Origin of the sequence: Alcanivorax sp. S6407 (genome assembly GCF_023016115.1) — a bacterium.
Classification (GTDB): domain Bacteria; phylum Pseudomonadota; class Gammaproteobacteria; order Pseudomonadales; family Alcanivoracaceae; genus Alcanivorax.
The window spans coordinates 46,157-64,519 of record NZ_JALKBH010000011.1 but is presented as its reverse complement, the minus strand read 5'-3'; the positions used below and the strand labels follow the sequence as shown (position 1 = coordinate 64,519).

Here is an 18,363-nt window from a genome sequence, read left to right as displayed (position 1 = left end):
AATCCTCCTCCGGGAGGATTTTTTGTAAGCGGATACAAGGGAACCTGTTTCCCGCTGCATTTTTTGACAGAATGTCGGCCTCGATAATCGCATATAAAGGAAGCAGCCCATGTCGGTTGTGACGTTGGCGGTTGATGCCATGGGGGGCGATCACGGCTTGTCCGTCACCGTGCCTGCCGTGGCGAAGATGCTTTCCCGCCATGATCATCTCAACATCATTCTTGTCGGCCAGCCGGAACCGCTGGCTGAGGCAATGAGCAAGCATGGCCTTGAGGGCCACGCCAGAATTACCGTGGAGCCCGCCTCGGAAGTGGTGGCCATGGATGATTCCGTTGCCGTGGCCATGCGCCAGAAAAAGGATTCCTCCATGCGGGTGGCTGTGAATCAGGTCAAGGACGGCAAGGCCCAGGCGGCCGTCAGTGCCGGCAATACCGGTGCCTTGATGGCAGTCAGCCGTTTTGTACTGAAAACCCTTCCTGGCGTGGACCGTCCCGCCATCTGTACCGCCATTCCCACCTCCACCGGCCACTGCCACATGCTCGACCTGGGCGCCAATGTGGATTCCGAGCCCGCTCACCTGGTGCAATTCGCCCTGATGGGGCAGGCGCTGGTTCGTGCTGTGGACGGCGAACGCCAGCCACGGGTGGCGTTGCTCAATATCGGTGAGGAAGACATCAAGGGTAACGAGCAGATCAAGGAAGCGGCGGCGCTACTGCGTGACACACCAGACATGAACTATGTGGGCTTCGTGGAAGGTAACGGCATTTTTGCTGGCGAGGCAGACGTTGTCGTATGTGACGGCTTTGTTGGCAACGTGTCGCTGAAAACCATGGAGGGCGTGGCCAAGATGATTGGCAACATGATCCGTGAAGAGATCGGCTCTTCCTGGCTGCGCAAGCTCAGCGGCCTGCTGGCACTGCCGGTGCTGGCTGGCCTGAAAAAGCGCATGGATCCGGATCGTTACAATGGTGCCAGTCTGGTGGGATTGAAAGGGGTTGTGGTGAAAAGCCACGGCGGCACCAGTGTGGAAGGCTTTATCAGTGCCCTGGAAGTGGCAGAACTGGAAGCCCGTCGCAACGTTCCTGCCCTGATTCGTGATGCCCTGGCGCCGGAAGCGGCACAAGACACTGCCCAGGCCTGATACGGCAATACTTTGTTGCAGCCTTGCCCGGACAGTGAACGCCAAACCGGGCATACTGCGGCGCTTGAAAAGAGGATAAGACATGTCCAAAACTGCCTTTATTTTCCCCGGTCAGGGTTCCCAGTCGCTGGGTATGCTGGCTGATTTTGCTGATCGCCCGGCGGTCAAGCAGACTTTTCAGGAAGCCTCTGGTGCGCTGGACCTGGACCTCTGGGCCATGTCTCAGGAAGGTCCCCAGGAGCTGATGAACCAGACCGAAAATACCCAGCCGTTGCTGCTCACCGCCGGTGTGGCCCTGTGGCGCTTGTGGGAGCAGAGCGGTGGTCCGCGCCCACACTTTCTTGCCGGTCACAGCCTGGGTGAATACACCGCGCTGAGCTGCGCGGGGGTGATCAATCTGGGGGATGCGGTGCGTCTGGTGCGTACCCGTGGCCAGCTGATGCAGCAGGCCGTTGCCGAAGGCGAGGGCAAGATGGCTGCGGTGCTGGGGCTGGATGATGACCAGGTGCGAGCCGCCTGTGACAAGGCCGCCGAAGGTTCCGTAGTGGAAGCGGTGAATTTCAATGCTCCCGGTCAGGTGGTGATTGCCGGTGCTGCGGACGCTGTCGAGCGTGCCATCGCTGCCTGTAAGGAAGCCGGAGCCAAGCGTGCCATGCCGCTGCCGGTGAGTGTGCCGTCCCACTGTGCGCTGATGAAGCCCGCAGCCGACAAGCTGGCCGAGACTCTCAACGCCACCAATTTTCATGCGGCTGAAATCCCGGTCATCAACAATGTGGATGTAGTGGCAGAGACTGACCCGGCACAGATTCGTGATGCGCTGGTACGCCAGCTGTATTCACCGGTGCGCTGGGTGGAAACCATTCAGGCGCTGGGCCAGCAGGGTGTCAGCAATGTTTATGAGTGCGGCCCCGGCAAGGTGCTGTGCGGACTGATCAAACGGATTGATCGCGAGATTGCAGCCAGCCCGCTGGAAAGCGGTGATGCCTTCGACAAGGCGCTGGGGCTGTAAAAGCTTCTGTCAGGAGATAACAGAATGTCAGACAAGAAAGTGGCTCTGGTCACAGGCGCCAGCCGCGGTATTGGCCGCGCGATTGCCAACAAGCTTATTGAAGACGGTTTCTTTGTGGTGGGCACTGCCACCTCCGAGAGCGGCGCTGCTGCCATCGGTGAAGCCCTGGGTGCCAACGGTGCCGGCAAGGTGCTGAATGTGACCGACAAGGAATCCGTTGCCGACACACTGAAAAGCATCGCCGATGAGCATGGTGCACCTCTGGTGCTGGTTAACAATGCCGGCATCACCCGCGACAACATCATGCTGCGCATGAAGGATGATGAGTGGGAAGATGTGATCAACACCAATCTCAACTCTCTCTATCGCGTCAGCAAGGGCTGCCTGAAAGGCATGACCAAGGCGCGCTGGGGTCGCATCATCAATATCAGTTCCGTGGTGGGTACCATGGGCAATGCGGGCCAGGCCAACTATGCGGCTGCCAAGGGCGGGGTAGAAGGCTTTACTCGTGCACTGGCCCGTGAGCTGGGTTCGCGCAACATTACCGTGAATTCCGTGGCACCGGGTTTCATCCAGACTGACATGACGGATGCGCTGCCCGAGGCCCAGAAAGAATCTCTGCTGTCAGGTATTCCGCTGGGCCGTCTGGGCCAGCCGGAAGAGATTGCCAGTGCCGTGGCCTGGCTTGCCAGCGACGGTGGCGGCTACGTTACCGGCACCACTTTGCACGTCAATGGCGGTATGTTTACCGGCTAGACCCAAAAGTGGGCATGAGAGTGGCTCTCTGTGGGGCAGTGTAATTCACTGTTTTTACAGAGAAAAATATTTGGAAAAACTTGAAGGAATCGCACCGGGTCAGTTCGCTTGCAAGCGCAAACGGCGTTCACCTAGAATAGCCGCTGACAGGTGCTAGCACACCATCAATCAGGAGAGTTATAGGATCATGAGCAGCATCGAAGAACGCGTACAAAAAATCATCGTGGAACAACTGGGTGTTAAGCCGGAAGACGTAAAATCTGAAGCGTCCTTCGTTGAAGATCTGGGTGCAGACTCCCTGGACACCGTTGAGCTGGTAATGGCTCTCGAAGAAGAATTCGAGACCGAGATTCCGGACGAAGAAGCTGAGAAGATCAGCACTGTTCAGTCCGCAGTCGACTACATCAAAGCCCACAGCTAATTCATTAGCTGCTGAGCACCACAAAAGGGCCGCATGTTCCTCGAACTTGCGGCTTTTTTGTGGCCGTTTTTCAGGTAGCCTTCACTCTTGGCTGGCATGGACTGACTAACAGCCTCTTACATAATGGCGGCGTGATCACTGCAGCTTTGTAGTAATCTTGTCGCATTCCATAGAGTTTAATGCTCCAAATTTGAACGTACTGGAGGAAATCGGGTGACATTACGGCGAGTTGTAATCACAGGGATGGGTATGCTGACCCCGCTGGGTGCTGATGTGGCTTCCACCTGGGAGGGCATCAAGGCAGGCAAGAGTGGTATCCGTACCATCGAACATTTCGATACCGAACCCTTTGCCACCCGCTTTGCCGGCCTTGTGCCGGAGTTTGATATCTCTGAGTATCTGTCGCCAAAAGATGCTCGCAAGATGGATATCTTCATCCAGTACGGGCTGATCGCGGCCATTCAGGCGGTACGTGATTCCGGTCTGGATATGGACAAGGAAGATGCCGAACGGGTGGGTGCGGCTATCGGCTCTGGCATTGGTGGTCTGACCAATATCGAAGACAACCACATCAAGATGCTCAACAGCAGTCCGCGAAAGTTGAGCCCGTTCTTCGTGCCCGGCACCATCATCAACATGATTGCCGGCAATCTGGCCATCATGTACGGAATGAAGGGCCCCAATTTCGCCACCGTGACGGCCTGTACCACCGGTACCCACAACATCGGTTTTGCGGCCCAGCAGATCCAGCTGGGGCAGGCGGACGTGATGGTGGCTGGTGGTGCCGAGAAGGGCTCCACTCCCTTGGGCCTGGGCGGTTTCTCCGCTGCCCGTGCGCTGTCTACCCGTAATGATGATCCCCAGGCGGCCAGCCGTCCCTGGGACAAGGACCGTGACGGCTTTGTGCTGGCTGACGGTGCCGGCGCCGTGGTGCTGGAAGAATACGAACACGCCAAGGCACGTGGTGCCACCATCTACGCCGAGCTTGCCGGTTACGGCATGAGCGATGATGCGTATCACATTACTGCCCCTGCCGAGGGCGGTGACGGCGCCATGCGTGCCATGCGCAATGCCCTGCAGAATGCCGGCGTGGCACCGGAGAAAGTGGACTACATCAATGCCCACGGCACTTCTACCCAGATGGGGGATCTGGCCGAAGTGGCGGCGGTGAAGACCCTGTTCGGTGAGCATGCCAGCGAGCTGTGCATGAGTTCCACCAAATCCATGATCGGTCATCTTTTGGGTGCCGCCGGTGCCGTGGAAGCGATCTTCACCATCCTTGCCATGCGTGACTCCATCGCCCCTCCGACCATCAATCTGGACAACCCGGATGAAGGCTGTGACTTGAACCTGGTGGCCAATGTGGCTCAGGAGCGCAACATCGACTACGCGCTGTCCAATTCCTTCGGTTTTGGTGGCACTAACGGGTCACTGTTGTTCAAGAAGGTCTGACCGCTTGCGACTGGAGTTGCAATGATCCAGCGTCAACCGGCATTCATCGACAGCCGTGACCGGGGCCTGGCCTACGGTGACGGCCTGTTCGAGACCCTGAGAGTCGCGGCCGATGGCCGCATTCCCTTGCTGTCCCTGCACCGTCAGCGGATGCTCGATGGTGCCAGGGCTCTGGGTATTCCTGCGCCGCAGCCTGTTGAGATCGAGCAGGCATTACAGAAGGCGCTTGCGCAGAAGCCTGGCCCGGGTTTGATCAAGCTGATCCTGACTCGCGGTGTCGGTGGCCGGGGCTACCTGCCACCGGCCAATCCGGTTCCCTCCCTGCTTTGGCAAACCGGCGATCTTCCTGTTTGGGATAAATGTTCCCGCCAGGAAGGGATCGTCATGGGGCTTTGCTCACAGCCTCTGCAGGCAGACCCTTTCCCTGGTTACAAGCATCTCAATCGCCTCGCCCAGGTGCAGGCCCGTGCCGAAGTCGCCCGGCAGGGGTGGCAGGAGGGGCTGCTGCTGTCGCCCCGTCGTCAGCCTCTGGAAGCGACGGCCATGAATCTGTTTGCCCGTTTTGAAGAGGGATGGTGGACACCGGATCTTGCCGCTGCGAGGTCGGGAGTGGCCGGCGTCATGCGCCAGTGGTTGCTGGACGATCTGACCCGGCGTGGGGAAGGGGTTAGCTGCGATCTGCGGCCGCTGTCACAGCTTCGCCATGCTCAAGGCCTGTTTCTGGCCAACAGTGTTGTCGGGGTGCTCCCGGTGCGTAAACTGGCGCAATGGCAATGGCAGGTGCCACCCGAGGTGCGCAACCTGCAAGCGCGGGTGGATGCCATTTTTGACGCCTGAGGCTTTAACCCGGAGTCGCCTGGCCGCGGCAGGCGTTATTCAGGGGCTCCTTAAACGCAGAATCAAAACATTCCCGGTAGCTTTCCTGTTAACAGGCCCTACAATTCCGCTATGCGAAAAAAAATTCGAATCTTTGGACTGCTGGTACTTCTGCTGGTCGCGGCTATTCCGCTGGCCGGTGCATGGGTAAGCAGTTACCTGCATCGCCCTCTTGGTGTCACCGAGCCTCAGGTTGTGGTGGTGGAGAAGGGGGCCGGCCTCAGCCGGGTGCTATATCAATTACAGCGTGAAGGTCTGCTCGGTGAAGGCAGTAATGCCACGCTTAGACGACTGGGGGCGCGTCTCTACAGCAGTTTCACCGGCATGGATGGGCGTCTGCATGTGGGTGAATACCCGCTGGAGCAGGGCGACTCCCTGCTGGCCCTGCTGGAAAAGATGGAGCGGGGTGAAGTCCTGCAGCGCAGTGTGACGCTGGTGGAAGGCTGGAACTTCCGTGAATTGCGTGCCCGCCTGGCTGCCCAGGAAACCCTCACTCATACTCTGGATGGACTGAGCGACCAGCAGATCATGGAAAAACTGGGCTACCCGGATCGCCATCCTGAAGGCTGGTTTGCGCCTGAAACCTATTTCTATACTCGCGGCACCAGCGACCTGTCATTGCTGCAACGGGCCATGGCCCGTCAGCAGCAGGTGCTGGATGATGCCTGGGCCCAGCGGGCGGATGATCTGCCCTACGATGAGCCCTATGAAGCCCTGATCATGGCCTCCATTGTCGAGAAAGAGACCGGAGTACCGGAAGAGCGTGGCGAGATTGCCGGCGTGTTCGTCAACCGGCTGCGCAAGGGGATGCGGCTGCAGACCGACCCCACCGTGATTTATGGCATGGGCGAAAAATACGACGGCAATATTCGCCGTTCCGACCTGCGTCGTCCTACCCCTTACAACACCTACACCATTTTCGGCTTGCCACCCACGCCCATCGCAATGCCGGGCAAGGATGCCATCCTTGCCGCAGTGCAGCCGCAGAGCACGGAATCGATCTATTTCGTGGCGCGAGGGGATGGTAGTCATTATTTCTCGAAAACTCTGGCCGAGCATCAGAAGGCGGTACGTGATTACCAGTTGCGCCGTCGCAACGGTTACCGCTCCTCTCCGGGGGCGTCGCAATGAGCGGACGCTTCATCACCCTGGAGGGAGGCGAGGGGGCAGGCAAGAGCAGTAACCTTGAATGGCTGGCTGAGCAGTTGCGTGCCGCCGGCAAGACCGTACTGCTGACCCGTGAGCCGGGGGGCACGCCACTGGCTGAATCCATCCGTGAGGTATTGTTGGCGCCCGGCGCAGAGACCATGGCTGACGACACCGAGCTGTTGCTGGTGTTTGCCGCTCGTGCCCAACATCTGGCGGAAAAGATCCGCCCGGCGCTGGCGCGGGGAGAGTGGGTGCTATGTGACCGTTTTGTGGATGCCACCTGGGCCTACCAGGGGGCCGGCCGCGGTCTCGATCAGAGTGCGATTGCCGCACTGGAAAAGCTGGTGGTAGCGGATCATCAACCACACATGACCATCCTGTTCGATGTGCCTGTGGAAGTGGGCATGGCCCGTGCCGGTAAACGGGCGGCGCTGGATCGCATTGAGCAGGAAGACCAGGCTTTCTTCGAGCGTATCCGCCATTGTTATCTTGAGCGTGCCAGCGAGCAGCCAGAGCGGTTTCGGGTGCTGGACGCCGCGCAACCGCTGGAGCAGGTGCGTGGCCAGCTCGAGCCGCTGATTGAGGAGATGCTGTCATGGCCGTAACGGCGCCGGTACAGGTGCCTTTACCCTGGCACCAGGACGAAATGTCACGGTTGCTTGACCAGCATCGTCAGGATCGTTTGCCTCATGCGCTGCTGATCAGCGGCCCAAAAGGGATTGGCAAGCTGCGCCTGGCCGAGTCCCTGGCCCAGACCCTGCTGTGCAGCAGCGGCAGTGATTTTCCCTGTGGCAAGTGTCAGGGCTGTCAGCTGAGCACAGCGGGCACCCACCCCGACTATCACCGCCTGAGCCCGGAAGAGGGCAGCAAGGCCATCAAGATCGATCAGGTGCGCCAGCTGGTCAGCTTTGCGACCCGTACCGCCCAGTATGATGGCTACCGGATTGCCATCGTGGCACCGGCGGAAGCTCTGAATCGCAACGCCCAGAACGCCTTGCTGAAAACCCTTGAAGAGCCAGGCAGCAAGACCCTGTTGATGCTGGTGAGTGATCAGCCAACCCTGCTTCTGCCCACCATCCGCAGCCGTTGTCAGCAGCGTACCTTGCCGCTGCCGCCCCGCGAGCAAGCGCTGGAGTGGCTGCAAGGCCAGGCCAGTGACCCGCAGTCCCTGCTGGATGCGGCCCAGGGGGCGCCGCTGCAGGCGCTGGCCCTGGAGCAGGCGGACTGGTTTGCCGAGCGTTCCCGGCTGCTGGAAACCCTGGTCTCGGTGGCAGAAGGGCGTCAGTCCTCTGCCCAAGCCTCGTCAGTACTGGCCAGGCATGATCCCGCCGAGATGGCGACTGTAATCTATGGCTGGCTGGGTCGCAGTCTCAAGCAGTCGCTTTCCGGTGAAGAGAGTGCCGATGCGCAGCTGGCGCCGTTGCTCAAGCGGCTGGCGGCAGCGGTGCCGGCGGCGCGCCTGTTGCGGGCCGCCCAGCGGGTGTTGGAAGGGCGCCGGGCGTTGCTGTCCGGGGCCAATCCCAACAAGGAACTGCTCTACGAGCAGTGGCTGCTGGTGCTGACCGGCGTTGACGCTGCGCCTGTGGGCTACTAATCTTTATTCAACTTTAATAATAAAGTCGTACTGGCCGTTCGGTTGATTACTGCGTCCATAACGACCATGAGGCAAATCCTATGAAGATGCCCGGCGGAAGAAGCGGGATTCTTTCATTGTCCATCAAGGACAAGGCAGTTCTGTATTCGGCGTACATGCCCTTTATCACCAATGGCGGGCTGTTCATTCCCACCGACAAGCAGTACAAGCTGGGTGAGGAAATCTTCCTGCTACTCAACATCATGGATGAGGCAGACAAGATTCCGGTGGCGGGCAAGGTGGTGTGGATCACCCCTAAAGGTGCCCAGGGCAACCGCAGCGCGGGCATCGGCGTGCAGTTCTCCGATCAGGACGACACCGCCCGCGTTACCATCGAGAACCATCTTGCAGGCTCCCTCGAGTCGGACCGACCGACGCATACGATGTAGGAGACGCACCACGCTTCACGCAACACGCAACAACGCGGATGACGTTTCTGCTATTCTTGTACCCTTGAGGCCGCGCCCATGCCTGAGCGCGGCCTTTGACGTTTTAATGCTTGATACCTTTTTCGCGTTGTTGCGTGCAGCGTGATGCGTGTTGCGGTCTTAATGGAGCTTTATATGCCTGCTGCCACTTTTGTGGACTCCCACTGTCACCTTGATCGTCTCAATCTGGAGGCCCATGGCGGGGATTTTTCGGCCATGATGGCGGCGACGGAAGAGGCGGGTGTCAGCCACATGTTGTGTATCGGCGTGGATCTGGAAACCTTTCCGGATGTGCAGGCACTGGCCGAGCAGTACCCGCAGGTGTTTGCCAGCGTTGGGGTGCATCCGCTCTACAAGGAATCCCGTGAGCCTTCAGTGGCTGAGCTGCTGGAACGGGCGGCGCATCCCAAGGTGATCGCCATCGGCGAAACCGGGCTGGATTACTTCTATGCCAAGGAAGAGCGGGAATGGCAGAAGCGATATTTTATTGCCCATATCGAGGCAGCACGGCAAACCGGGTTGCCGCTGGTGGTGCATACCCGGGGGGCCAAGGACGATACCCTCAATCTGCTCCGCGAACATGGTGGTGGAGAAGTGAAGGGCGTGTTGCACTGTTTCACTGAAGATCTGGATATGGCCCGGCAGGCCATCGAGCTGGGTTTTTATATTTCCATTTCCGGCATCGTCACCTTCCGCAATGCGGAATCCCTGCGCGACACGGTCAAGGCCCTGCCCATGGAGAAACTGCTGATCGAAACGGATGCTCCCTGGCTGGCCCCGGTGCCCTTTAGAGGCAAGCCCAACGAGCCGCGCTTTGTGGCCAATGTGGCGGAATGTGTGGCGGAACTGAAGGGCGTCAGTATTGAAGAACTGGCCAGCATCACTGCCGATAATTTCTTCACCCTGTTCAACAAGGCGCAACGATGAATCCTTACCTGATACCTGCTCTGGCCGCGTTTGGCGGCGCTGTCCTGGCGGCATTGCTGGTGTGGCTGCTGGAGCGCCGCCGGCAAGGGCAGCTCGCCATGCAATGGCAGGAAGAAAAGCACCAGCTACGCGAGCCGCTGGCCCAGTTGCCGTTGCTGCGTGACCAGCTGGAGGTGGCAAGCCGTCAACAACGGGAGGCGGAAAGCCATGCCCGGCAACTGTCGGCTGAGAGGGCGCGGTTGGAAGAGCGATTGGCGGGGCAGGAAGAGAAGCTGGCCTTTGCCGAAAAGAGCCGTGAATTGCTCAAACAGGAGTTCGAGAACCTGTCAGCGAAGATCTTCGAGCAGCGCAGCAAGCAGTTGCAGGAGCAGCAGCATCAGGGACTGGATGGGGTGCTGAAGCCGTTCCGTGAGCAGCTCACCGACTTTCGCCGCCGGGTGGACCAGATCCACAGTGATGAGACGCGAACCCAGGCGACCCTGATGGAGCAGTTGAGTCAGCTCAAGGGGCTCAATCAGCAGATGCATGAGGATGCCAAAAACCTTACTGATGCCCTCAAGGGGCAGGTAAAGACCCAGGGTAACTGGGGTGAAATGATCCTTGAGCGGGTGCTGGAGTCTTCCGGGCTGACCCGCGGGCGGGAGTATGAAACCCAGGTGGCCTTCAAGGCCGAAAGCGGCCAGCGCCGCTTGCCGGATGCCATTGTGCGGTTGCCGGAAAACAAGGATGTGGTGGTGGATGCCAAGGTGTCCCTGCTGGCCTATGAGCGCCTGTCATCGGCGACCACCCAGGAAGAGCGCGAGCAGGCCCTGCGTGAACATCTGGCGTCCCTGCGAAGTCATATCAAGGGGCTGGATATCAAGGACTACAGTGGCCTTGAGGGCATCGAGAGTCTGGACTTCGTGCTGTTGTTCATCCCCATCGAGGGGGCGTTCATGGTGGCCATGGAGCAGGACTCCACGCTCTATACCGACGCCTTTGCCCGCAATATCGTTTTGGTAAGCCCTACCACGCTGCTGGTGACCTTGCGCACCATCCAGAATATCTGGCGCTATGAGTACCAGAATCGCAATGCTCTGGATATTGCTGACCGGGCCGGCAAGATCTGTGATCAGGTATCCCTGATTGATGAATCCCTCGGTGATCTGGGTGACAAGCTGGAAAAGGCCCACAGTGCCTGGGAAACCACCCATAACCGGCTTACCCAGGGCCGTGGCAACCTTTTGCGACAGGCAAACCAGCTGGTAGACCTGGGTGCCAAGGCCCGGCGGGCCTTGCCCCGCGCCGACGACGATTCCGACGACACCTCCTCCTGATCTCCTTCCGCCGCCTGGTTGCAGGCGGCTGCTCTCCTGATTCATTTTCCCGTGGCCGGGACCATTCCAATGTGGTGCTGCCTTCGCGTGTGCCTGATGGGTTTTCGCCAGGCTACAGATCCTGAGTAGTCTTTTCGTGTAAGCAATTCTTTGTGTATCAATCTTCGTCAAAAATAAACGCATATGCAGCAAAGTTGTTAGGAAACTACGCTGACTTGCTGGTCATTGCTCATTTTTGCTAATGATTTTTTATCAGCTTACTAATACCTGAACTGAGTCACATAGTACTTTGTCGTTAGTTGGTTAGTATCCTTGTGTATCTTATTCGTAGACAAGGGTATCTATATGTATCGTTTGATGTTGGTTCTGTGTTTCTGTGCGGGGCTCGTTCAGACGGTATCGGCTTTTGAAGCTCAGCCCCGAATCATCGGGGGACAGGACGTAACGACTGCAAGGCCGTGGATGGCCGAAGTGGAAATCAGCCGTTCCGGCAATCAGTCAGAAGCTGCAACCCTGTGCGGGGGTACACTTATCGCACCTCAGTGGGTAGTAACAGCGGCACACTGTGTGGTGGCAGAAGGGCAGCAGGTGGCTCCCAATGTGCTGTTTGTTTCCCTTGGCGGGACCAACCGCCTGGGTACTGCCATGGAGAAACACTCGGTGAGTGCGGTGCTGGTTCATCCTTACTACCGCTCCGACAACTACCACAACGACATTGCCTTGTTGCGTCTGGGTACGGCCAGTCAGCTGGAAACCATGGATCTGGCCAAGTCGGCGGTTACCAAGGATATCGCCGCCAACCCGAAAGAGTCCCTGCTGGCTCTGGGCTGGGGCTATACCAGCAATAACACCCTCCAGCTCTCCGATACCCTGCAGGAAGTACAACTGGATTACGTCTCCGATAGCTACTGCGCCAGTCAATGGAGTCAGTTGTGGAGCGGCCAGATCTGTGCCGGTGAGATGGACCCGGCGCCCCTCGCCCAGGACACTTGCCGCGGTGACAGTGGCGGCCCGCTGATTTACAGCCAGGACGGCCAGCAGTGGCTGGTGGGTATTACCAGCTACGGTCACGAAACCTGTGCCACCAATGGGGTTCCCGCCGTCTATACCCGTATCGACAGCTACCTGGACTGGCTGGAAAGTGCCACTTCCGGTCTGCTGGTGGATCTGGAAACCGTGGGGCTGCCTGCCAGTCAATATCAGGCACCGGGTACCACCGTGACCCTTAATGCCGGACTGGTGAATCGCAGTGTGCTGAACACCGCCACCAATGTGGGCCTCACCATCTACCATGCACCGGGACTGGATGTGTCCGTCACCGGGCTCAAGTGTGTGGCGGAAGGGAGTGATCAAACACGCTGTTCCGGCGGCAAGAATCTTTACGTGGGCGATGACCTCGGAGCTATCACCCTGAAGCTGGCCAATAGTGGTCAGGAATGGGCCGGCAAAGTGGATGTGCGCCCGTCCAGCGATGGCTACGACTACTTCAACGTACCTTCTGAGAGCTTCAAGCTGGTCTTTAGCGACCAGCCGGATGTGGTCCTCAACGTGTCCAGTCAGCGTCGTTCTGATGGCAGTGTGGTGATGACTGCGCGGGTAGAGAATCAAGCCACCCACAGGGCGGCGGCCAGAGTCCGTCTGGGCTTCCAGATGCCCAGTGGCTGGCAGGCGCAGGTGCCGGATGACTGTTACGGTTCATCTCTGGTGCAGTGTGGACTGGGTGATCTGGCTCCGGGCCAGGAGGCCGTGCAGAAGCTGGTGATGGAAGGCAGTGGCAATGGTGTGGTGTCAGTGAAGGTGTGGACCGACAACGGCGATTTCCCTGCCGGAGATACCCAGGCCGCCAGCTACCCGGCGCTGGCTCGTAGCGTGGTGAGTAACAGCTCCTCCAGCAGTACTGCAGTTGCGTCTGATAGCGGTGGCGGTGGCGGTGCCCTGTCAGGGCTGGTGGTACTACTGCTGGTGGGGGGAGCCGCTCGCCGGCGGTTCCACCAGTGACAGATGTCGCTGGCGCTCCGGTGCCAGCGCTCCCTGGTTCCCTGTCCAGGGAACCGCATCCATCCCCTTGGGGACGGCGCCCAGCTGGAACGGCGCCTTGATGATTTCAAAATAGGGCGAATGGTCGAAGTCTGCGGCGGTCACCGCCCGCGGTTGCAGGCGAAGCAGGCGGGCACCGGCCCCATCCTCCTTTACCAGAGGTAGCACCGGGAATTGCACAAAGCTGAAGGCATCGGAAATCACGGTGCCGCTCAGTGCCTTGATCAATTCTCCGGCCCAGCGACGGTAAATGGCCGAGCGCCAACGTAGCGGCATCCAGCGCCAGGGCACCAGGGCCATCAGGCTCAAGGCTGCCCAGGAACGGCCGCCGCCGGCGCCGATACGGCTGATTGCATAGCGCAGCACATCCTGGGCTTCATTGTCGCTCAGGCCCTGAGCCCGGCAGACCCGTAACTGACGACCTTCCAGAGCGGATAATGGCTCCACGATCAGGCCTCGCTCGAGACTGGCATCAATCACCAGTTGGGTGTCCGGTTCGCAAGGGGTGTAGTCAGCCAGCAGGGCGCGCAGAGCGGGATCTGCCACATCGTGCAGTCGTCCTACATACAGAACTGCCCGCGCATAGCGGCTGTCGCCGATCACCTTGAAGGTACGATCGAGACTGCTGTGGCCGGAAACCAGCAACACATCGCAGGAGCGGATAACAGTGCGCAGGCTATCCAGGTCGGCACTGGGCTGACCGCTGTGACTTTCATCGCGCTGCAGTTGTCTACAGCACCATTCATACACCGCCCGCTGTTTGCTCATTGACGCTCGCTGTTCATGGTTTGTTACAGAATGAAAGCAGCTTACAACAGGGCCAGCGCCCGGTCGATGACCGAATATGCCGTATAAAAGTGGGGCGAGAAGCGGATCCCGCCACCTCGTTCTGCACAGACCACGCCCTGCCGCTTGAGTCGCTGAAAAGTATCACTGGGAGCTTCATCAGGTAGTACAAAAGTTACGATCCCGGCGCGTTTCTCCTCATCCACTGGGCTGAGCAGGGTGGCCCCGTGGCGTAGCAGTCCGTCAATCAGGTATTGAATGCGTTCCTGCAAGGCCGCTTCTACTGCCTCCATGCCGGTGTCCTGCAGCAAGGACAAAGAGGCGTCCAGGGCATGGGCCCCGAGCATGTTGGGACTGCCGCATTCAAACCGTTTGGCATTATCTGCTACCTGCCAGTCCGTCTGGCTGTAGTCACCGGCATTGGCAATCATGTGCCAGCCGTGTTGGCGCAGGATGAGCCGGGATTGCAGCTCGTGACGGCAGTAAAACAGGGCGAGCCCCTCCGGGCCGAGCATCCATTTATGGCCATCAGCCACCACGAAATCCGCGCAGGCGGCTTCAGCATCAAAGGGCAGGGCACCAAGAATCTGGATGGCATCCACACAGAACAGGATGTCGCGATCACGGCAGGCCTTGCCTATTCGCGCCATATTCATCAGCAGCCCGGTACCGTATTGCACGGCAGAGAGTGAGACGAGCCGGGTGCGCTCGCCCATTGCATCTATCACCGCCTGTTCCGGATCGTCGTTGTCGAGGCAGACTTCGATGACCTCCACGCCCTGATCTGCCAATGCCTGCCAGGGAATGCGGTTGGACGGAAACTCCTGGTCGCTGATGATGATCTGGTCGCCCGGTTGCCAGCGCAGTCCCTGGGCAATCACGGAAAGGCCTTCCGAGGTGTTTTTCAACAGGGCAATTTCGTCGCGGTTGACGCCGCCAATGAGCCAGGCGAGACGGTCGCGCAAACGCTGTTCGACCTTGAGCCACTGCGGATAGTCCCGTGCTCCAACATGGCAATTGGCATCGGCGAAAGCATGCACAGCCTGTCGGGTCCGTTCTGGCCAAGGCGCCACCGCAGCATGATTAAGGTAGATAAGGTCTTCCTGCTGAGGAAAGTCAGGATGATCCGGGATGGAGGTGTTCATGGTGACTCCTGGCGAACAAATCGATGGGGCCATGCTACCGGCCTTCGCGCCGGGTAAACAGATTGATCGTAATCCGCCGCTGTCGTATGCGCACCAAATCGGAATACGTTAGAATTGTGACTGCAGAACACCGGATGATGCCAGGCAGCCCAGGGCCGCCTGAACCGGGATGGTTTCGGGGCGATGCGCCCTGTTGATCTCAAGGAGATATGGATGGGTGACCTGGAAAAGGCCACGCGCAAAGCGCAGGAATTTCGTCAGCGTGAACGCCAGATTCTGGATGCTGCTCTGGAACTGTTTCTGGAGGAAGGCGAAGACCGGGTGACTGTAGAGATGATTGCTGACCGGGTAGGCATCGGCAAGGGCACCATCTACAAGCACTTCGAAACCAAGAACGAGATCTACCTGCTGTTGATGATCCGCTATGAAGAGGACCTGGCGGAGGTGTTCAAGCAGATCTCGGATGCGGACAACAAGGAGAGGCTGGTGCGGGAATACTTCCGCTTCCGCATTTCTGACCCCAAGCGCTATCAGCTGTTCGATCGTCTCGAGAACAAGGTGATCAAGGATCATGCGCTGCCGGAGCTGGTGGAAAAATTGCACAGCATCCGTGAGGCCAACTTCGCCCGTCTCACCGAGATCGTGGAAGCGCGGATGGCAGAAGGCTCGCTGGAAGACGTGCCACCGATCTATCACATCTGCTCCGCCTGGGCGCTGGCCCATGGGGCGGTGGCATTGATGGAATCCCCGTTCTACAAGCGCCTGATCGATGACAAGGAAGACTTTCTCGATTTCCTTATCGAAATCGGCATCCGCATGGGCAACAAGGGGCAGCGGGGCCCGCGATGAGTCGTACTGATGATCTGTTCTCCCTGCTGGAAAAGGCCGACAGGGATGAACAGGGGCTGCCGCCGGTGGAGGAATGGAAGCCGGAGCGACATGCGGATATCGACATGCGCATTGCCCGCGATGGTACCTGGTTCTATGAGGGCTCGCCCATTGAGCGCGAACGGATGGTGGCGCTGTTTTCCACCATCCTGTTGCGTGAAGGGGAAGACTATTTCCTGATCACTCCAGTGGAAAAACTGCGCATCCAGGTTGACGATGCTCCCTTCGTCGCCGGCGAAGTGCAGCAGGTGGATGGCAAACTGGTTTTCACCACCAATGTGGGCAGCCATGTGGTGGCCTCCGCCGAACACCCTATCCGGGTTGAAACCGATCCGCACAGCGGCGAACCGTCCCCCTACATTACCGTGCGCAAGAACCTTGACGCCCTGATTGGCCGCAGTGCCTTTTACCAGCTGATTGACTGGGGAAGGGAAGAGGATGGACGGTTGGTGGTTGAGAGTGGAGGGGTGGGGTTTGAGTTGGGGGCTCTGGAATAGTTAACAGTTAACAGTGAATAGTTAACAGCGTCGCGAAAAGCGACTTTAGGGTCTTAAACGCATGAGGCCGCGCCCAAAGTTTGGGCGCGGCCTCATACGTTTCAAGATGCACGGCGTTGCTCGCGCAACTGTTCACTGATTCAGGCTGACGCTAATCAACAACAACATCACCAGCACCATACAAGCGCCTTTCCACATTCGCAGCTCGTTGACGCTATTGTCCTTGACCGCTTTTATGTTGCGAACCGGTCGGCGCAGGGCGTCGCGGAATTCGGCGGCGTCGGCGAAGCGCTGGTTGGGTTGGCGCTGCAGCACAATCTGCAACACGTTGTTGATCCACAAGGGGATAAATGCATTGAGTCCCTGCAGTGGCGGCAGCGGCTGGTGGGAGGCTTTTTCATAGCGCCCTTGCCAGGGCAGGGCGCCGGTGAGCATTTCATGAATGATGACGCCCACCGAGAACAGATCACTTTGTTCCGAGGGGGGGCTGCCTTCCACCAGTTCCGGCGCGCTGTAATCGCGGGTGCCAAGGGGAATGCCGGCATTGACCTGTTCCATGCCGCGGCAGTGACAGCTGCCGAAATCCACGATGCGCACCAGGCCATTGCTGTCGACCATGATGTTTTCCGGTTTCAGGTCGCCGTGGATCACATCGGCCCGGTGCAGGGCGCGAATGCCGTTGAGCAACTGGTCTGCCAGATACAGCTTTTCTTCCACCGGGGCATCGGGGTGATCCTTCAGCCAGCGCTTGAGGGTGACGCCGTCGATAAACTCCAGCCGCTGGTAAAGGCAGCTTGGGTTGTCCTGAATGGGCAGGTAGCGCAGCAGGTGAGGGTTGCGCAGGCGGTTGCCCACCCAGCCTTCCATGACAAAGCGCTCCAGTGAAAAGCGATCGTCCTCGAGATTGACTGAAGGGGTTTTCAGAACCGAGCGTTCGCCATCTTGATCTTCCACCAGATAAAGGTGGCTACGCACGCTGGCATAGAGTTCGCGAACCACAGTGAAGCCATCTACCTTGACTCCGGGACTGAGCGGCGGCGGCAGCGGCAGATTCCCGCGCTGGCGCAGCACTTCGTCAGCACCGGCATCCGGTAAGGCATCTACCACCATGACCTGGCAGCTGACATTGTCGTCACTGCCATTGGCCAGGGCAGCTTCCACCAGCGTCCGGGCGCAGAGTTCCGGCTTCTGGCTGGCGCGCAAAATACCCTGCATGCGCGAACGGCTGAGAAAACCGTGTACGCCGTCGCTGGTCAGTAGATAGGTATCTCCCACCTGCACATCGCAACTGCTGTAATCCACATCCAGGCGGGTGTCGCCGCCCATCACCCGGGTCAGAACCTGACGATTGTCACCAATCTTGCGGCTGTGATCGCGGGTCAAACATTCCAGTTTGTCGTTGCGTAAACGCCAGATTCTGGAGTCGCCCACCTGGAAAAGGTGGGCAGTTTGCGAACGCAGAATCAGCAGGGAAAGTGTGCATAAATGGCTTTCACCGGCCTGGGTCTGGCGGCACAACCAGCGGTTTAATGCTTCAAGTACCTTCTGTGCCGAGCGCGGCACACTCCACAGGGAAGGCGTTGAATAGTAATCGGTAATGAAACCCAGCACGCAGGATTCGGCCGCTTCCCGGGCGGCTCCGGCGGTGGACAGGCCGTCCGCCAGTGCTGCCACAATCCCCTTGGTGCGGAGCAGGGCACCTTCCGGGATCTGCATGGCCAGTGCATCCTGATTATGTAGCTTGGGGCCACTGTCAGAGAACTGTCCAATACGTACCCGCGGTGCCAGATCCGGATCCTTGCGGTTGTCTGGCGAACTGTTGCTGGCGGGAGATACCGGTGCGGTTGAAGCGTCCATGAGCAATCCTTTCATCCTGAGCGGGCCGGCCTTGTAGGGCCGGCC

The 18,363-nt window shown here is 59.0% G+C and carries 18 protein-coding genes; 15 read left to right on the top strand and 3 right to left on the bottom strand.

What is annotated here, in order from left to right; translation table 11 throughout:
* The first annotated feature begins 109 nt into the window (after nucleotides 1-109).
* The 13 genes from plsX to MWU49_RS16960 all read left to right on the top strand — a co-directional run bounded on the left by plsX (nucleotide 110) and on the right by MWU49_RS16960 (nucleotide 13,106).
* Nucleotides 110-1,141, top strand: coding sequence for a phosphate acyltransferase PlsX (gene plsX, locus MWU49_RS17020; protein ID WP_246974712.1), 1,032 nt, complete (start codon nucleotides 110-112; stop codon nucleotides 1,139-1,141).
* Nucleotides 1,142-1,223: 82 nt separating this feature from the next.
* On the top strand, nucleotides 1,224-2,150 hold the full coding sequence (fabD, locus tag MWU49_RS17015) for an ACP S-malonyltransferase (RefSeq protein ID WP_246974708.1): 927 nt from the start codon (nucleotides 1,224-1,226) through the stop codon (nucleotides 2,148-2,150).
* A gap of 24 nt (nucleotides 2,151-2,174) precedes the next feature.
* Nucleotides 2,175-2,906: a 3-oxoacyl-ACP reductase FabG gene (fabG, locus tag MWU49_RS17010; protein WP_246974705.1), complete on the top strand. Its 732-nt coding sequence runs from the start codon at nucleotides 2,175-2,177 to the stop codon at nucleotides 2,904-2,906.
* A 187-nt stretch (nucleotides 2,907-3,093) separates the two neighbouring features.
* Nucleotides 3,094-3,327: an acyl carrier protein gene (acpP, locus tag MWU49_RS17005; protein ID WP_035233967.1), complete on the top strand. Its 234-nt coding sequence runs from the start codon at nucleotides 3,094-3,096 to the stop codon at nucleotides 3,325-3,327.
* Between the two features lie 213 nt (nucleotides 3,328-3,540).
* Complete coding sequence (gene fabF / locus MWU49_RS17000; RefSeq protein WP_246974702.1) at nucleotides 3,541-4,779, top strand: beta-ketoacyl-ACP synthase II; 1,239 nt, start codon at nucleotides 3,541-3,543, stop codon at nucleotides 4,777-4,779.
* A gap of 21 nt (nucleotides 4,780-4,800) precedes the next feature.
* Nucleotides 4,801-5,616 carry an aminodeoxychorismate lyase gene (gene pabC / locus MWU49_RS16995; RefSeq protein WP_246974698.1) on the top strand — a complete coding sequence of 272 codons (816 nt, stop codon included), beginning with the start codon at nucleotides 4,801-4,803 and terminating at the stop codon, nucleotides 5,614-5,616.
* A 111-nt stretch (nucleotides 5,617-5,727) separates the two neighbouring features.
* Nucleotides 5,728-6,786: an endolytic transglycosylase MltG gene (gene mltG, locus MWU49_RS16990; RefSeq protein ID WP_246974695.1), complete on the top strand. Its 1,059-nt coding sequence runs from the start codon at nucleotides 5,728-5,730 to the stop codon at nucleotides 6,784-6,786.
* Nucleotides 6,783-7,409 (top strand): dTMP kinase, encoded by a 627-nt coding sequence (gene tmk, locus MWU49_RS16985; protein ID WP_246974692.1) that lies wholly within the window; start codon nucleotides 6,783-6,785, stop codon nucleotides 7,407-7,409. The genes mltG and tmk overlap by 4 nt, the downstream gene beginning before the upstream one ends.
* On the top strand, nucleotides 7,400-8,398 hold the full coding sequence (locus tag MWU49_RS16980; protein WP_246974689.1) for a DNA polymerase III subunit delta': 999 nt from the start codon (nucleotides 7,400-7,402) through the stop codon (nucleotides 8,396-8,398). The genes tmk and MWU49_RS16980 overlap by 10 nt, the downstream gene beginning before the upstream one ends.
* 80 nt (nucleotides 8,399-8,478) lie before the next feature.
* Nucleotides 8,479-8,826 carry a PilZ domain-containing protein gene (locus MWU49_RS16975; protein ID WP_035233973.1) on the top strand — a complete coding sequence of 116 codons (348 nt, stop codon included), beginning with the start codon at nucleotides 8,479-8,481 and terminating at the stop codon, nucleotides 8,824-8,826.
* A 174-nt stretch (nucleotides 8,827-9,000) separates the two neighbouring features.
* A complete protein-coding gene (locus MWU49_RS16970; protein WP_246974686.1) occupies nucleotides 9,001-9,792 on the top strand; it encodes a TatD family hydrolase in 792 nt (263 codons plus the stop codon).
* Nucleotides 9,789-11,108, top strand: a complete 1,320-nt coding sequence (gene rmuC / locus MWU49_RS16965) for a DNA recombination protein RmuC (RefSeq protein ID WP_246974683.1) — start codon at nucleotides 9,789-9,791, stop codon at nucleotides 11,106-11,108. Before MWU49_RS16970 ends, rmuC begins: the two co-directional genes overlap by 4 nt.
* Nucleotides 11,109-11,453: 345 nt before the next feature.
* Complete coding sequence (locus MWU49_RS16960; RefSeq protein WP_281502371.1) at nucleotides 11,454-13,106, top strand: serine protease; 1,653 nt, start codon at nucleotides 11,454-11,456, stop codon at nucleotides 13,104-13,106.
* On the opposite strand, the gene MWU49_RS16955 is transcribed toward MWU49_RS16960, so the two are convergent.
* Nucleotides 13,062-13,913, bottom strand: coding sequence for a hypothetical protein (locus MWU49_RS16955; protein ID WP_246974677.1), 852 nt, complete (start codon nucleotides 13,911-13,913; stop codon nucleotides 13,062-13,064). The two genes, MWU49_RS16960 and MWU49_RS16955, sit on opposite strands and share 45 nt — an antisense overlap.
* Before the next feature lie 41 nt (nucleotides 13,914-13,954).
* Nucleotides 13,955-15,076, bottom strand: coding sequence for an aminotransferase class V-fold PLP-dependent enzyme (locus MWU49_RS16950; RefSeq protein WP_246974674.1), 1,122 nt, complete (start codon nucleotides 15,074-15,076; stop codon nucleotides 13,955-13,957).
* Nucleotides 15,077-15,289: 213 nt separating this feature from the next.
* Between MWU49_RS16950 and MWU49_RS16945 the strand changes: the two genes are divergently transcribed.
* On the top strand, nucleotides 15,290-15,925 hold the full coding sequence (locus tag MWU49_RS16945) for a TetR/AcrR family transcriptional regulator (RefSeq protein WP_246974671.1): 636 nt from the start codon (nucleotides 15,290-15,292) through the stop codon (nucleotides 15,923-15,925).
* Nucleotides 15,922-16,461, top strand: coding sequence for a DUF1285 domain-containing protein (locus MWU49_RS16940; RefSeq protein ID WP_246974667.1), 540 nt, complete (start codon nucleotides 15,922-15,924; stop codon nucleotides 16,459-16,461). The genes MWU49_RS16945 and MWU49_RS16940 overlap by 4 nt, the downstream gene beginning before the upstream one ends.
* 132 nt (nucleotides 16,462-16,593) lie before the next feature.
* Here the strand turns inward: MWU49_RS16940 and MWU49_RS16935 are convergent, their stop codons facing one another.
* Nucleotides 16,594-18,318, bottom strand: coding sequence for a bifunctional protein-serine/threonine kinase/phosphatase (locus tag MWU49_RS16935; protein ID WP_246974664.1), 1,725 nt, complete (start codon nucleotides 18,316-18,318; stop codon nucleotides 16,594-16,596).
* Nucleotides 18,319-18,363: the final 45 nt, after the last annotated feature.

Excerpts from the sequence above, each read along its gene's own strand:
- plsX (WP_246974712.1), top strand. The coding sequence starts at position 110 with ATGTCGGTTGTGACGTTGGCGGTTGATGCCATGGGGGGCGATCACGGC.
- fabD (WP_246974708.1), top strand. The coding sequence starts at position 1,224 with ATGTCCAAAACTGCCTTTATTTTCCCCGGTCAGGGTTCCCAGTCGCTG.
- fabG (WP_246974705.1), top strand. The coding sequence starts at position 2,175 with ATGTCAGACAAGAAAGTGGCTCTGGTCACAGGCGCCAGCCGCGGTATT.
- acpP (WP_035233967.1), top strand. The coding sequence starts at position 3,094 with ATGAGCAGCATCGAAGAACGCGTACAAAAAATCATCGTGGAACAACTG.
- pabC (WP_246974698.1), top strand. The coding sequence starts at position 4,801 with ATGATCCAGCGTCAACCGGCATTCATCGACAGCCGTGACCGGGGCCTG.
- mltG (WP_246974695.1), top strand. The coding sequence starts at position 5,728 with ATGCGAAAAAAAATTCGAATCTTTGGACTGCTGGTACTTCTGCTGGTC.
- tmk (WP_246974692.1), top strand. The coding sequence starts at position 6,783 with ATGAGCGGACGCTTCATCACCCTGGAGGGAGGCGAGGGGGCAGGCAAG.
- MWU49_RS16980 (WP_246974689.1), top strand. The coding sequence starts at position 7,400 with ATGGCCGTAACGGCGCCGGTACAGGTGCCTTTACCCTGGCACCAGGAC.
- MWU49_RS16975 (WP_035233973.1), top strand. The coding sequence starts at position 8,479 with ATGAAGATGCCCGGCGGAAGAAGCGGGATTCTTTCATTGTCCATCAAG.
- MWU49_RS16970 (WP_246974686.1), top strand. The coding sequence starts at position 9,001 with ATGCCTGCTGCCACTTTTGTGGACTCCCACTGTCACCTTGATCGTCTC.
- rmuC (WP_246974683.1), top strand. The coding sequence starts at position 9,789 with ATGAATCCTTACCTGATACCTGCTCTGGCCGCGTTTGGCGGCGCTGTC.
- MWU49_RS16960 (WP_281502371.1), top strand. The coding sequence starts at position 11,454 with ATGTATCGTTTGATGTTGGTTCTGTGTTTCTGTGCGGGGCTCGTTCAG.
- MWU49_RS16955 (WP_246974677.1), bottom strand. The coding sequence starts at position 13,913 with ATGAGCAAACAGCGGGCGGTGTATGAATGGTGCTGTAGACAACTGCAG.
- MWU49_RS16950 (WP_246974674.1), bottom strand. The coding sequence starts at position 15,076 with ATGAACACCTCCATCCCGGATCATCCTGACTTTCCTCAGCAGGAAGAC.
- MWU49_RS16945 (WP_246974671.1), top strand. The coding sequence starts at position 15,290 with ATGGGTGACCTGGAAAAGGCCACGCGCAAAGCGCAGGAATTTCGTCAG.
- MWU49_RS16940 (WP_246974667.1), top strand. The coding sequence starts at position 15,922 with ATGAGTCGTACTGATGATCTGTTCTCCCTGCTGGAAAAGGCCGACAGG.
- MWU49_RS16935 (WP_246974664.1), bottom strand. The coding sequence starts at position 18,318 with ATGGACGCTTCAACCGCACCGGTATCTCCCGCCAGCAACAGTTCGCCA.